The organism is Lactiplantibacillus daowaiensis (genome assembly GCF_005405085.1).
GTDB lineage: Bacteria > Bacillota > Bacilli > Lactobacillales > Lactobacillaceae > Lactiplantibacillus > Lactiplantibacillus daowaiensis.
The window spans coordinates 14,928-28,478 of record NZ_BJDJ01000005.1; the positions used below are offsets into that span (position 1 = coordinate 14,928).

Annotated in this window: 13 protein-coding genes and 1 other annotated feature; of the genes, 11 read left to right on the forward strand and 2 right to left on the reverse strand. The window is 46.7% G+C overall.

What is annotated here, in order from left to right; genetic code table 11:
- Positions 1 to 176: 176 nt before the first annotated feature.
- The 5 genes from FFM75_RS04420 (at position 177) to dhaS (ending at position 5,487) form a co-directional block, all read left to right on the forward strand.
- Positions 177 to 1,178, forward strand: a complete 1,002-nt coding sequence (locus FFM75_RS04420; protein ID WP_137627988.1) for a LacI family DNA-binding transcriptional regulator — start codon at positions 177 to 179, stop codon at positions 1,176 to 1,178.
- A gap of 228 nt (positions 1,179 to 1,406) precedes the next feature.
- Positions 1,407 to 2,804, forward strand: a complete 1,398-nt coding sequence (locus FFM75_RS04425; RefSeq protein WP_137627989.1) for an FAD-dependent oxidoreductase — start codon at positions 1,407 to 1,409, stop codon at positions 2,802 to 2,804.
- 273 nt (positions 2,805 to 3,077) lie between these two features.
- Positions 3,078 to 3,860 (forward strand): hypothetical protein, encoded by a 783-nt coding sequence (locus FFM75_RS04430; protein ID WP_137627990.1) that lies wholly within the window; start codon positions 3,078 to 3,080, stop codon positions 3,858 to 3,860.
- 54 nt (positions 3,861 to 3,914) lie between these two features.
- A complete protein-coding gene (locus FFM75_RS04435; protein ID WP_137627991.1) occupies positions 3,915 to 4,862 on the forward strand; it encodes a serine hydrolase in 948 nt (315 codons plus the stop codon).
- A 97-nt stretch (positions 4,863 to 4,959) separates the two neighbouring features.
- Positions 4,960 to 5,487 carry a dihydroxyacetone kinase transcriptional activator DhaS gene (gene dhaS / locus FFM75_RS04440; protein WP_137627992.1) on the forward strand — a complete coding sequence of 176 codons (528 nt, stop codon included), beginning with the start codon at positions 4,960 to 4,962 and terminating at the stop codon, positions 5,485 to 5,487.
- Here dhaS and dhaQ read toward each other — a convergent pair.
- A complete protein-coding gene (dhaQ, locus tag FFM75_RS04445) occupies positions 5,480 to 6,469 on the reverse strand; it encodes a DhaKLM operon coactivator DhaQ (protein WP_137627993.1) in 990 nt (329 codons plus the stop codon). The two genes, dhaS and dhaQ, sit on opposite strands and share 8 nt — an antisense overlap.
- A gap of 157 nt (positions 6,470 to 6,626) precedes the next feature.
- On the opposite strand from dhaQ, the gene dhaK reads away from it, so the two are divergent.
- The 5 genes from dhaK to FFM75_RS13915 all read left to right on the forward strand — a co-directional run bounded on the left by dhaK (position 6,627) and on the right by FFM75_RS13915 (position 9,903).
- Positions 6,627 to 7,622: a dihydroxyacetone kinase subunit DhaK gene (dhaK, locus tag FFM75_RS04450; RefSeq protein WP_137627994.1), complete on the forward strand. Its 996-nt coding sequence runs from the start codon at positions 6,627 to 6,629 to the stop codon at positions 7,620 to 7,622.
- Between the two features lie 14 nt (positions 7,623 to 7,636).
- Entirely contained in the window at positions 7,637 to 8,221 is a 585-nt protein-coding gene (gene dhaL / locus FFM75_RS04455) for a dihydroxyacetone kinase subunit DhaL (RefSeq protein WP_137627995.1), read from the forward strand.
- Positions 8,221 to 8,589, forward strand: a complete 369-nt coding sequence (gene dhaM / locus FFM75_RS04460; protein ID WP_137627996.1) for a dihydroxyacetone kinase phosphoryl donor subunit DhaM — start codon at positions 8,221 to 8,223, stop codon at positions 8,587 to 8,589. The genes dhaL and dhaM overlap by 1 nt, the downstream gene beginning before the upstream one ends.
- A 15-nt stretch (positions 8,590 to 8,604) precedes the next feature.
- Complete coding sequence (locus FFM75_RS04465; RefSeq protein ID WP_137627997.1) at positions 8,605 to 9,312, forward strand: MIP/aquaporin family protein; 708 nt, start codon at positions 8,605 to 8,607, stop codon at positions 9,310 to 9,312.
- A 420-nt stretch (positions 9,313 to 9,732) separates the two neighbouring features.
- Entirely contained in the window at positions 9,733 to 9,903 is a 171-nt protein-coding gene (locus FFM75_RS13915) for a hypothetical protein (RefSeq protein WP_171001417.1), read from the forward strand.
- Here FFM75_RS13915 and brnQ read toward each other — a convergent pair.
- A complete protein-coding gene (gene brnQ / locus FFM75_RS04470; protein ID WP_137627998.1) occupies positions 9,900 to 11,291 on the reverse strand; it encodes a branched-chain amino acid transport system II carrier protein in 1,392 nt (463 codons plus the stop codon). The genes FFM75_RS13915 and brnQ overlap by 4 nt on opposite strands.
- 67 nt (positions 11,292 to 11,358) lie before the next feature.
- Positions 11,359 to 11,615, reverse strand: a binding site (T-box leader).
- 146 nt (positions 11,616 to 11,761) lie between these two features.
- Between brnQ and FFM75_RS04475 the strand changes: the two genes are divergently transcribed.
- A complete protein-coding gene (locus FFM75_RS04475) occupies positions 11,762 to 13,504 on the forward strand; it encodes an ABC1 kinase family protein (protein WP_137627999.1) in 1,743 nt (580 codons plus the stop codon).
- The last annotated feature ends 47 nt before the right edge of the window (positions 13,505 to 13,551 follow it).

A 13,551-nucleotide genomic window follows, 5' to 3' on the forward strand; every position in this document is an offset into this window, starting at 1 on the left:
AATAATAAAAGGAGTAGCAGGTTTTGGCGATTAGGCTGAAACGTGCGCTAGCCGGCAGCGGGCTGCGCTTGCTACGCTAAGTCAATTACGCGGAAAAAACACCGCGTTATCGCCTTAGCTAGGCATGCTCACCGGCTGACCGCCGGCTAGACCACTCTAAAATAGGGGGCCAAGCAATGGCGACAACATTAAAAGATATTGCAAAAGAGGTCGGTGTTTCGCTGGCGACGGTCTCACGGGTTTTAAACTACGACCAATCGTTATCAGTTGGCGATGAAACCCGCCAACGGATTTTTACCGTCGCTGATAATTTGCAATATTCTAAGAACAAACGCCATACTAACGCGCCGGTCGCAAAGAAAAAACTGGCGATCGTCCAATGGTATTCAGAATCAAAAGAACAAGATGACTTGTATTATATGTCGATTCGGATGGGAATTGAGCGTCAAGGACAAGCCCGTCAATTTGAAGTGACGCGCATCTTTCAAAATGATACCGGTCAACTCGATGCCGATGTCGACGCGGTGATTGCGGTCGGCAAATTCAGTCCGCAACAAGTTCAAGCGATGGCGGCCTTGACCGATAAGCTGGTATTCGTTGATGATGATCAGTTCGCAGCGGGTTTTGACAGTGTCTTGACCGACTTTAAGTTGGCGACTGAAAATGTCGTCGACTATTTCTGGCACCAAGGCATTCAAGAAATCGGCATGATTCATGGTCAAGAAACCACGACCGATCAAGCTGAAACGGTGCTCGACCAACGCTATCTGAGCTTTAAATTGGCGATGGAAAAGCGCCATGCCTATAATCCAAAGTTTGTCTTTCAAGGGGATTATACGAGTCAGTCTGGCTTTGTCATGATGAAGCAAGCCATCGATACGTTAGGTAAAGACTTACCACGGGCTTTCTTTGTCGCCAATGATCCAATGGCAGCGGGGGCCTTAAAAGCCTTGCAGTCGGCTAAGATTCAAGTGCCAGAACAAGTTAAGCTATTTAGTTTTAACAACACGTCGTTAGCGACCTTCGTGTATCCGGAACTTAGTTCGGTGAACGTCGAAACTGAATTAATGGGTGAGACGGCGGTCGATATGATCGTTAATCGGCTACAAACTGGACGTCAAGCGCCACAACGCGTGGAACTCGGCACCCGGCTAATTGCCCGTGATAGTACCAAATAACAGTGATGTCAAAACGGTTGTCATGATTAACCATAATCATGACAACCGTTTTTTTATGCAGTCAGAATAAAAGATATTTAAGTTGAATGAAAGATAGTTTTGGAATAGCAAAGGTGTTAAACTAAATAAAACTAACGGTTTAAAACTGGGGTACGTGACGGTAATAATTTCGGGGATTGATGATTAAAATCTGTAATTATGCACACTAGAAAGAATGGAAGACAGCTAATGAAAGTAGTGATTGTGGGCAGTACGCATGCCGGCACCGCCGCCGCCAAGCAAATCTTAACTCGGCATCCGGAAACGGCGGTAACGGTCTATGAACGACACGACAATATTTCGTTTGTGTCGAGTGGGATTTATTTATATTTAACGGGGAAAATTGATCGTCTTGAAGATATGTTTTATGCGTCACCCGAGGATTTAGTTAAATTAGGGGCCACGGTGCGTACGCAACATAATGTCTTACGAATCGATACCGCGCACAAGCAACTACAAGTCGCGGATATGCAAACAGGACGAGTCTTTGAAGATACGTATGATAAGTTGATCATGACGACCGGCTCATCGGTGGCGGTGCCCCCAATCATCGGCATCGATCAGGCTAATGTCTTGTTATGCAAAAATTATCAACAAGCGCAAGAAATCTATGCGACGGCTAAAGATCACCACCATATTGCCATTATTGGTGCGGGCTATATGGGGACTGAATTAGCCGAGAGTTACGCTGAAACAGACCATGAAGTGTCGTTGTTTCAATCGCATGGTCATATTTTAAACAACTATATCGGTGATGAGTTGTCTGATCGTGCCGTCCAATTATTACGCGATCAAGGCGTGCATGTGCATTTGAATCAACGGGTTACTGGATTTCGCAGTGATGATGATGGTCAGGTCGTGATTGAAGGGTCGCGCGGGGAGTACCGGGCGGACTTAGCGATCGTTTGTACCGGATTTGTGCCCAATACGGAATTATTGCGCGGCCAAGTCGAGATGGACAAGCATGGGGCCATTATCATTAATGACTATGTGCAAACGTCGAATCCGGATATTTACGCGGCTGGTGATTCCTGTGTCGTGAACTTTAATCCGACAGGCAAGCCGGCATATACGCCGCTTGCAACGAATGCATTGCGGCAAGGCGCCTTAGCTGGCATCAACGTCTTTGGCGATATTCAGCCCTATGTCGGGACCCAAGCGACGTCTGCGATGCAGTTATTTGATTATACGCTGGCAACGTCGGGGTTAACGTATGCCGCGGCCAAGCGTGATGATTTACCGATTCGACATGTGATCTATGATGGTCCTTGGCGGCCAAAATACATGCCAAACCCGACAGAACTGATTATTGACTTGGTCTATGATTATCAGACGCGGCAAGTCTTAGGGGCGCAATTTTGGAGTCAACATGATGTGTCGCAGTCAGCGAATACGATTTCAGTCATGATTCAAAATGGCAATACGATCGATGATTTAGCGTTTGTCGATATGTTATTTCAACCGAATTTTGATGAACCGTTCAACTATCTGAATTTAGTTGGGCAACAAGCCGTGGAACAAGAACGGCAGCTTGGTAACGATCAACCCCGAATTACGGCCATGGGTAATTGGCAATCAAAAAAATAAGTCACTTAACGATCAGCAAAATTTGTTGGTCGTTTTTTGATAAGTTTAAGCTGAATCAGCATAACTTATAAATTAAACAAAAATAGATTTAACTAGTGAAACTTAATTTAATTTGGGACTACTGATGATTGATAATAACGGGAGACTTTTCATCTTGATTAGTTTAAAAAGCATGCCGCGGTGGCGATGATTGCGGTTAAGGTACGATTAGCTTAAACTTAAACCAACCAAACTAACGGGTACTTAAGCCGGTTTGGGGTGGAGGGGTAAATGATGAAACGTAAACAGTGGTTATTAATGGTTGTCGCGCTAGTGGCCGTGGGCACTTTAGCTGGTTGTGGGTCTGGCAGTAGTGTTACCAGTGGCAGTGGTCATACGAAAGCTACCGCGCAAACTACCAGTAGCAGTACCAGCAGTGAGTCTAAGTTGACTAAGGATGAGGCCATTTTAAAGACAGCCCAACAGTTAAATGTGGATGGTAAATATAAACAGTCCAATAAAAAACTGAGTGCGATCGATTTGGCTGACTTGAGTAAAAAAGGGTTTGAAAGTTTAAAAACCGAATTTTTTGCGTTGCAAAAGAGTAATGACAAGTTTTTACTTAAGCAAAGTAAAAGTAATCGCCATCAAGCGGCCACGACCAAGAGTGGGGTGGCAACGACTAAGACGACAACGCCCGCAACTAACCATAGCTTTGACAGTTATAGTAAGTTTGTTGGGGACTACACCTTTTATAACTATGACAGTGACCGGCTGCAGTCAGATCTCACGATTGCATCTGACGGCACGGTGACGCAAAACAACAATGACGGGACGGCCTTTTATGGCACGGCGACGATCAAAGCCTCCAGTGCGACCGGTATTTTATCGTATGACGTCACCACTGACACGAATAAAACGAAATCAATTAGTGCTAATGTGGAAGTCGATGTCGTCTGGGACAGCGATAATGAACACGAAACTTATTATGGTTACACGTCGTATGACGGTGACAGTGTTTTGACTGATGGGAAAACGTATCAAGGCGACTTGGTCAATGAAGTTTGGATCAAATAATGACTGGCACGTGGCAAAAGGCCACGTGCTTTTTTGACTTGAGGAGGGGGACACATGCGACGAGACCAAAGGTTAGTGCTGCTGGGAAGTGGGTTACTAGTGGTGGGTTTATTAGCGAGTTGTCAGGCAGCTCAGTCGTCTGGGCCGAAACACCAAACGACCAAGACGGTCACGGTGAAAAAGGTGTCGTCATCAGTGACCACGCCAACTAGGCCCCAATTGCCATTTAAGCAGCTCGTTGCTAAAACGCTGGGACCAATCAAAGGGCAATCAGCAGTGGCGATTCAAACCACGACTGGGCAAACATATTACTGGCATAACCGTCAACAAAAAGCTGCGAGCGTAATCAAACTATTTATTTTAGCGACGGTGTATCAGCAAGTCGTTGATAAAACGTTGCGCTTAGATACCACGTATACGTTAAAAGCGCGTGATAAAGTTGGTGGGACGGGAAACTTACAAGCCCAAGCAGTTGGGACGCCAGTGACTTATCGAGCGTTAGTCAAAGCGATGATGACGGTGAGCGATAATACGGCCACTAACATTCTGATTCGCGCCGTTGGGGGCCGAACGGTAGTCAATCGAGAAATCGCGCGACTTGGCGCGACCAAGACGCGGTTGAATCGGTTGATGATGGATCAAACGGCACTAGCAGCTGGGCGCGACAATGTCACGTCAGTGGGTGACTTAAGTCGAGTTCTGATGCGGCTTTGGCATCATCGCTTGATTTCACCAGCGGCTGATACGGCAATGCTGAACTTAATGGCGGCTAATACGAATCATCAAAAATTACCGCGCTTAGTCAGTTCACAGCTGAAAGTTTATAATAAAACCGGTGAATTTGACACGTATGGCGTGGAAAATGATGCGGCGATTTTGGCCAAGGGGCGGCGGGCCATCGTTGTGGTGGCCTTATCACAAGGGGGGACCTTGGCCCAACAACTGCCGGCGATGAATCAACTTGGCCATCAAGTGACAACCACTTACTTCCATAAAGAATAAAAAATGCGACGCGACTAGCCCACAACTGAATTCAGAGTGGTGTTGCGTCGCATTTTGCATTAGACTGAGAACATCATCTAACACGGAGGTCGTCGTAATGGCTTATATCACGAAAAAGAAAATTGCCCAAGCTTTTCAACAAGTCGTCTTAGCCAAGGGCTTTGAGCGGACTTCAGTGACGGCGGTGATGGATACTGCTCACTTACGGCGGCAGACATTTTACGATTATTTTCAAGATAAATATGAATTATTAGCTTGGTTTATCGATGATACGATGACCGAAACTGTTGAGCATAACTTGAACTATCTCAAGTGGCCCGAAATCATTAAACTCGTTTGTTATGAATTAGATGCTAATCGGCAATTTTATGCGGAATGTATCAATACGCAACACGAAATCGATGTGACCGCGTTGATTGCTAATCACTTGGCCTACTTGGTCACACATTTAACGCCAGCCTGCGCTGATGTGCAAGCGGCGGATGCCTTGATCTGGTTATTATGTCTAGGAATTGCGCAGTCATTAGTCCACAATATTACGACCAATCATCCGGAAGACTATGAACAGTTAGCTGGTGCAGCTTTAACGGCGATTCAAATGACCTTGCAGATGCTAACTAATTAGGCCAAGCCGGTGTTTGAACTGGTAAATTCAGGGCGGTTAACCAATCCGGATCAGCTAGCTGCAGCATGGTTAGCGATAAGCCATGCATCCCGTTAGAGGTCAAAAAGGTCCCGGCTTTGTGAAAGTCTAACTGGAGTTGATTCAGCTGTAGGAGTTCATGGACATCATGGTTAAAGACCATTAGTTCTAAGGGTGGCGTGCCACCTAAGGAATTCACTAAGACCGCGTAATGATCGTTAGGTTGCCAATTGAAGTTGAGCTTTAACTTACTGATCAATTCTTGGGCCAAGCGTTCGGAAGATTGAAAGGGTTCTTTACGATAGCCGGGTTCACCGTGGATGCCGATGCCATAATAGATGTCACCGGGTTGCAGGGTAAATGACGCTTGGGCTTGACCAGGGAGTAAGGCCCCACTAGCCGCGACGCCAATTGTCTTGACCGCGGCCGTGACCTGCTTGGCCAAGGTCGTTAACATCGGGATCGTGGCGCCATTGAGGGCCGCAGCGCCTAAAATTTTGTGTACTAACACCGTCCCGGCGACCCCGCGACGGCGTTTTTTTAAGGACGCATTGTCAACTGAAATGTCGTCAGCGACTAACGCCATGCCTACTTCCCAACCAGCCGCCTGCAAAGTTGCTTGAGCTTGACCAAAGGCAGCCACGTCGGCAGGAAAGTTTTTGACAATAAAAAAGACCCGCTTTTTTTTGGTGACCGCTTGGGCGACTTTGACGATTTGGGCCGCTGTCGGGGGGGTGAAAATTGGGCCCATCACCGCGGCGGTCAGCATGCCGCGGCCAACATAGCCCCAATGAGCCGGCGCATGGCCGCTACCACCGCCAGCAATTAAAGGCACTTGGTCGTCTTTAAACCGTTGGTCGTAACAGCCATAGGTTTCAGGGACCCAAGTTAATTCGGGGTGGGCCCACTGAATCCCTTGGACCGCTTGGGCTAACGCTTGGTCGGGTTCATTGATAATTTGCATGTGGCTCACCAACTTTCAGTTATTTGCTCTCATTATACCGCACTTGGTTTATTGCCGGTGGTGGTCCAAACGGACAATTTTTGCATTTTGTCCGTCGATTTTGTAAGCGGATTCAGCTACAATTAACTTGTAAATTCAGAAAGGATTGTGATTAAGCATGAAAAAGATTATCAATGATCCAAAAGATGTCGTTCCTGAAATGGTCGATGGCCTTGTACGGGCCTATCCACAATATTTAAAGCAATTACCTGATACCGAAGCCATGGTGCGCAGCGATACGGCTTCGATGGCTGGCAAAGTCGGCATCGTCAGTGGTGGTGGTAGTGGTCATGAACCGACCCATGCCGGTTTTGTGGGCAAAGGCATGTTGAGTGCCGCCGTTGCTGGGCAAGTCTTCACGTCACCAACGCCTGATCAAATCTACGCCGCAATTAAGGCAGTCGATCAAGGTAAAGGGGTCTTTTTAGTCATCAAGAACTATTCTGGTGATGTGATGAACTTTGATATGGCGAAAGATATGGCTGAAATGGATGATATCGACGTTAAATCTGTCGTCGTCGATGATGACATCGCGGTCGAAGATAGTCTTTATACGCAAGGTCGTCGGGGCGTTGCTGGTACGTTATTCATGCATAAAGTGCTGGGCGCCGCTGCTGATCAAGGCGCTAGTCTGGACGAATTAGATCAATTGGCCCAAGCGGTGTTACCACATATCAACACGATTGCGGTCGCCTTGTCAGCCGCAACCGTTCCAGAAGTGGGTAAGCCTGGTTTTGAACTCGCCGATGACGAGATTGAATACGGGGTTGGGATTCATAGTGAACCCGGCTATCGGCGCGAAAAAATCAAGCCATCAAAGGACTTAGTCGCGGAATTATTAGGCAAGCTCGATGATAGTTTGCAACTTGATCAAAGTCATCAATATGCGGTCTTAGTCAACGGGATGGGTGCGACCCCCTTGATGGAACAATATGTCTTCAGCCATGATTTACTCGATGCTTTAGCTGAAAAGGGCATTAAACCAGCCTTTATGAAAGTCGGTAGTTATATGACGTCGATTGAAATGGCTGGAATCTCCTTAACGATTTTTGACTTAACTGATGCGAAATGGCTCGATTATTTGAACTATCCAGTTGAAACGATTGCTTGGTAGAAAGGACGATGCAAATGTTAACGGCACAAAATACCATTACTTGGCTCGACAAATTTGGCGATGCGATTGAAAAAAATAAAGCTTATTTAAGTGATTTAGACACCCCGATCGGTGATGGCGATCACGGTAATAATATGGCGCGGGGATTGACGGCAGTTAAAGCGGCCTTGGCCGATAAAGATGATGCTGATTTGACCACGGTTTTTAAAACCATTGCGATGGCTTTGATCAGTAAAGTCGGCGGTGCTTCTGGCCCCTTGTATGGGACCGCCTTTCTAGAAATGGCTAAAGCCAGCAAGGCCGGGACGACTGACTTGCCAACGTTATTAGCGGCTGCCTTAGCTGGGATTGAAAAGCGTGGTGGCGCCGAAGCTGGCGATAAGACGATGATTGATGTCTGGACTCCCGTTTTAGCCGCTGTTCAAGCGGGCAATTTAACGCAAGCGGTTATCGATGATGCGGTTGAAAGTACCAAACCAATGATCGCTAAAAAAGGCCGGGCATCTTACTTAGGTGAACGGTCCGTGGGTCATTTAGATCCAGGTGCGGTTTCAAGTGGCTATCTCTTTACCGCCTTACTAGAAGTGGAGGCTAACTAATGAGTTTAGGCATTGTGATTGTTTCCCATGTCCCTGAAATTGCGGCCGGCGTAACGACTTTGATCAAGCAAGTAGCCGCCGATGTATCGATTACCTTTGCGGGTGGAACCGATGATAACCAAGTTGGGACGAGTATGGCAAAAATCAGTACGGCGTTTGATGACAATGCGGCTGATGAATTACTGGCTTTTTACGATTTAGGTAGCGCCAAAATGAACTTGGAAATGGCGATTGAAATGAGTGACAAGTCGGTGCATTTATATGACACGGCCTTAGTTGAAAGTGCGTATACGGCCGCGTCATTATTACAAGCAGGGGTGGATTTGACCGCGGTCGAAGCCCAACTTGCACCGTTGAAAATTAAGTAAGGATAGGTGAGCGGGATGCATGGATTTTTAGGTGAATTTCTTGGCACGATGGTGCTGATTGTATTTGGGGTCGGCAGTGGTGCTGGCGTTAACTTGAAGAAAACGTATGCGCATGCGCAAAATTGGACGTTTATCTCCTTAGCCTGGGGCTTAGCGGTCACGTTTGGGGTCTATGTGGCCGGTCAATTTGGGTCACAAGGTCATTTGAATCCGGCGGTCACGATTGGGTTTGCGCTATTCGGCTTTTTCCCTTGGGCTCAAGTGATGCCTTATTTATTGGGCCAATTCTTAGGCGCTTTTGTTGGGGCAGTTGTGGTCATGATTCAATATTACCCACACTTTAAAGCGGCTAAGAGTCCCGCTGATGGCAACAGTGTTGGTATTTTTGCAACGGGCCCAGCGATTCCCAATCCGTTATTTAACTTCTTAAGCGAAACGATTGCGACGTTCTTCTTTATCTTCCCATTATTGAATCTTGGCAACTTTACGCAAGGTTTGAAACCATTGATCGTTGGGTTATTGATTGTCGTCGTTGGGCTGACGCTTGGTGGGACGACAGGCTTTGCCATCAATCCGGCCCGGGACTGGGCGCCACGATTTGCTTACACGATTTTACCAGTACCTAACAAGTCGAGTGCCAATTGGTCTTATGCTTGGGTCCCAATGTGTGGGCCACTCTTAGGTGGGATTTTAGCTGCTGGACTGCAAGCTTTGATTGCTTAGTTAAGTTTGGGAACTTGGCTGGGTTGTCGCTTCCAGTTAGTCATAGTTCCATCTGCCATGGGGGACAGTCCAAGCCTGTGGCCCGGTCTTGAACTTCGTTTTCAAGCCTAAAGTTCAAGTCTTGAAAGACGCCCGTGGTGTAAGCGCGAAAAACCATCGCACTAACACCACCTACATGGCAGATTCCATTATGACTAACCTCCAGCTAAGTTAACTGAAAATTTGATAGCATACTAAAAAAGACCATAGCTTGCTATGGCCTTTTTTAGTATAAGCATTAAGAGAATAGGACAACCATGCATGTGTTGCCGCACGCGCTTAATTGAGAACACTAGTCGATTGATTGGATGAGTTGTGCTTTGATACCGGCTACTAGTGGCGCATTAAGAAACTGCACATTTAAGCTGGAGGTTGGACGCCATGGAATTAGCTGTGTTAGTGGCGTTTGCACGATGTACTTTTCGTGCTTATGCCACGGACGTTTTTAAGACTTGGGCTTTAGGCTTAAAAACGAAGCTCAAGACGTTTCTCAGGCTTGGGCTGGTCCACACCGCTAATGGAATGACGGCCGACCGGAAGCGGCAATTTTAGTTACGTTGGCTGACCGGATTAACGGTGTGATTCTTGGCGCGTTGTTGTAATAAGTAATGCAAGGTCCCAAAGACAGCGCCGACTAGTGCGGGGACAAGCCAATCCATCCCGCTGGCAGCTAAAGGCATAAAGCTTTGAACGTGTGCCATGGCTCGCCCAAGGGCACTTTGACTAACGACCGTTGGAAAGGCTGCGACCATGTCAAAGACGGCTGGTACGACAGTAAAGACTACGACCCAACGATAAACCACGGCGGCTTGATGGAACAATGGTGATAAGATCGATAAGAAGATCAAAGCCATGGCTAAGGGATATAGGAACATCAAAACGGGTGTTGACCAGGCAATGATTTGGTTGAGGCCGATGTTGGCAGTTAGAAATGACGCCAAACAAGTGAGTCGTAACCAAGCCTTGTAACTTAAAAAGCTAAAATGTTTGTGGAAGTCTTGGGCAAAAGCTGCGACTAACCCGATGGCGGTCGTCAAACAAGTGGTGATGATCAACACTGCTAAGACGGCTTGGCCAAACGTCCCCATGTAGTGGTTAACGATTTGGTTAAAAGCAACGCCACCATTGTCAGATAGCTTGAAAGCACCTAGTGATTGCGCACCTAGTAAGATTAAAAGCACATAGATGAGGCCTTCAAAACTCATTGAAAATAACCCGGCGCGAGCGGTGACCCAAGCGGCCTTGTTAGGATCAGTTTGACCCATGAATTTGACGGCGGTAACGATCGTGACCCCTAACGCTAAGCCGGCTAAGGCATCCATCGTGTTGTAGCCTTGTAAAAAGCCATTGGTGAACCCAGCTGTTTGGTAAGCGGCGGTCGCGTTAGTACTGCCAGCGTGGGCCAAAGGACTACTGAAGGCGACAAAGAAAATCACGACTAGTAAGCCCAAAAACAAGGGGTTCAGTAATTTACCAACGCGACTCATGATTTTATGTTGTTCGAGTGACAAGTAATAAGCGAGACCAAAGAAAGCCGCTGAGAATAGGAGTAACCCGAGCGTTTGATATTTAGCTGAGAAGAAGGGGGCTAAGCCAACGGTAAATGAAACGGTTGCTGTCCGAGGCGTTCCGAAGAATGGGCCAATCGTAAAGTGGATCAAAACCATAAAGACGATCGCAAACGTCGTGCCCAAAGGTTTACCAATATCATAGACACCTTTAGATTTGGTGACACAAACGGCTAAGACCGATAATAGTGGCAGTACGACCGCGGTAACTAAAAAGCCCACGGCCGCCATGCCCCAGTGACTACCAGCCAATTGGCCAAGATGCAATGGGAAAATCAAATTGCCGGCCCCAAAGAAGAGCGCAAAGATCATTGAGCTTAAAGTGACATAATCACGTTTGGTTAAGTGTCGTTTTTGAACTTTATTTAGCATGAAATTAACCTCCAAATTTTGCGGTTAAACAAAAAAACGTCCTTGCACACTGAACTTAAATTCAGTAAACAAGGACGTTTAAAACGCGTTACCACCTTAGCTTCGTCACCCCATTGCTGTGATGACCTCACAGGTACGGCTAGTGACCGGTCACTAGCGATACCCTGGCTCGATAATGGGAGCACCCAACTGCCGCTAAGTCTTAGACTATCGCCGCAGCCGCTCGAAACTGATTTTCGGTTAAAGATTCGGGATGCCCTTTCACCACACTGGCACTCGCTTGACCCGGAATCGTTAACTTACTGTGTTTCTCGACGCGTTTGTTAACCGTTTTTTAATGTGTTTATAATTTAACGCCGAGCGTTGAATTTGTCAACGGCTTTTTTGAAAAAAAGAAAATCATTAGTGCGAAGTGGACCGGAAAGTTAGATAATGGACTTATTCAATCTTTGAGAAAAGCAGGTGACAAGATGACCACGCAGCCAACTGAACCGACAGCGCCGACTTGGCAGGCGAATCAAAACCGCCATACTCGTTTTCGGACGATCGTCGGGGTCTTACGTAAATACAATGTTTTAAGTAATCTCGCCCGGCAAAAGCACCCGCAACAAGTTCGGCTGGCCTTTGAAGAATTAGGGCCGACTTTTATTAAAATCGGGCAAATTTTATCATCGCGAACGGACATCGTTAAACCAAGCTTTGCGAATGAATTTAAAAAATTACAAGATAACGTTAAAAGTGATCCGTTTGATATCGTGCAGCAGACGATTGAAACCCAAACGGGTCAGCCGCTGACGGCAATGTTTGCCAGTTTTGATGAGCAGCCGTTTGCCTCGGCTTCAATGGGGCAGACCCATCATGCTGTTTTACTGAATGGTCAAAAAGTGGTCGTTAAAGTGCAGCATCCGGGTATCGATGCGGAAGTGGCGCTGGATATTTCGTTATTTGAACGTGCCTTACCGTTGTTACGTTATATTCCAGAGTCTTCGGTCATTGACTTGCGTGAGATGGTGGCTGAAATCAAACGGTCGTTATTCAATGAATTAGATACAAGTATTGAAGTCAAAAATGGCGCGCGTTTTTATCGGTTGAATAATCATGATGATATTATCCGTGTGCCACGGGTCTATGATAATTACAGTACCCAAAAAGTACTGGTCAATCAGTATATGGCTGGGACGAGTATCCAACATTTTATGGCGACTTTGAATGCGGCCGATGAAGTCGATGATCATCAATATGATGATGAGCGGCGCTACTTGGCGCAAACGTTGGTGGCGAACTTTTTGAAGCAAGTTTTTGAAGATGGGTTCTTTCATGCCGACCCTCATCCAGGGAATATCTTGTTACGTGAATTACGGCCACAAGACATGGGCTATCATGAAACTGGGCCGCGCAAAGCCGGCCATTTGACCAAACCAACGTTGCCGCCATATCGCTTGATCTATTTAGATTTTGGGATGATGGGGTCGATCAGTCCAGCACTAATGGATGGGATTGCTAACGTGGTCATTGCGGTGACGACTGAAAATACCCGTCAAGTTGGTAAAGCGATTTTGGCGATTTCAAATCGCACGGGTGAAGTGGATGAAGAAGCCTTTTTTAGCGCGTTAGCCCCGTTTTTAAGTCAGTATTACAACTCTGGTTTGGGGGATATCGACTTTCAGGGGTTGCTGTTTGAAATGGTTAAGGTTTGTCGGACGAATAATATTCAAGTGAATCCGGCTGTAACGATGCTGGGTAAGGCGTTTGGGACGATCGAAGGGATTGTTGAGACCTTGGATCCGAGCTTATCGATGATGGATGTCGCTCGGCCGTTTGCGCGTAAATACATGCGTGAACATTTTAATTTTCGCAGTGAATTAGAGGATGGGGCGTTGGCAACGTTGCAAAGTTTACGCGATGCGCCGAAGTTGCCCTCACGATTATTATCAGCCTTAGATACTTTTGAGAATGGTCAAACCCGGGTCAATATCGTGTTCTCACATCGTAAGTTGTTTATCGATCGCATTGATTCGATGGTCAATAAGATCGTGCTCGCCGTGATTTTGGCGGCCTTGATCGTCGGGTCGTCGCTACTGGTGCAAAGCCATCCCGATAATAACTGGATCACTAATATTGGTATCTTTGGTTACGTGACTGCCGTGGTCGTGATTATCGGTTTGGCGGTCGGAACGCTCCATGCGTGGTTTCGGCATTGGCGCCATAAATGAATAACAATTCTGACTGGCGCTTGGATACCTTTGTCCAAGCGCTTTTT

What these genes read in the sequence shown, in the direction of transcription:
- FFM75_RS04420 (WP_137627988.1), top strand. Translation starts at nt 177, where the DNA reads ATGGCGACAACATTAAAAGATATTGCAAAAGAGGTCGGTGTTTCGCTG.
- FFM75_RS04425 (WP_137627989.1), top strand. Translation starts at nt 1,407, where the DNA reads ATGAAAGTAGTGATTGTGGGCAGTACGCATGCCGGCACCGCCGCCGCC.
- FFM75_RS04430 (WP_137627990.1), top strand. Translation starts at nt 3,078, where the DNA reads ATGAAACGTAAACAGTGGTTATTAATGGTTGTCGCGCTAGTGGCCGTG.
- FFM75_RS04435 (WP_137627991.1), top strand. Translation starts at nt 3,915, where the DNA reads ATGCGACGAGACCAAAGGTTAGTGCTGCTGGGAAGTGGGTTACTAGTG.
- dhaS (WP_137627992.1), top strand. Translation starts at nt 4,960, where the DNA reads ATGGCTTATATCACGAAAAAGAAAATTGCCCAAGCTTTTCAACAAGTC.
- dhaQ (WP_137627993.1), bottom strand. Translation starts at nt 6,469, where the DNA reads ATGCAAATTATCAATGAACCCGACCAAGCGTTAGCCCAAGCGGTCCAA.
- dhaK (WP_137627994.1), top strand. Translation starts at nt 6,627, where the DNA reads ATGAAAAAGATTATCAATGATCCAAAAGATGTCGTTCCTGAAATGGTC.
- dhaL (WP_137627995.1), top strand. Translation starts at nt 7,637, where the DNA reads ATGTTAACGGCACAAAATACCATTACTTGGCTCGACAAATTTGGCGAT.
- dhaM (WP_137627996.1), top strand. Translation starts at nt 8,221, where the DNA reads ATGAGTTTAGGCATTGTGATTGTTTCCCATGTCCCTGAAATTGCGGCC.
- FFM75_RS04465 (WP_137627997.1), top strand. Translation starts at nt 8,605, where the DNA reads ATGCATGGATTTTTAGGTGAATTTCTTGGCACGATGGTGCTGATTGTA.
- FFM75_RS13915 (WP_171001417.1), top strand. Translation starts at nt 9,733, where the DNA reads ATGGAATTAGCTGTGTTAGTGGCGTTTGCACGATGTACTTTTCGTGCT.
- brnQ (WP_137627998.1), bottom strand. Translation starts at nt 11,291, where the DNA reads ATGCTAAATAAAGTTCAAAAACGACACTTAACCAAACGTGATTATGTC.
- FFM75_RS04475 (WP_137627999.1), top strand. Translation starts at nt 11,762, where the DNA reads ATGACCACGCAGCCAACTGAACCGACAGCGCCGACTTGGCAGGCGAAT.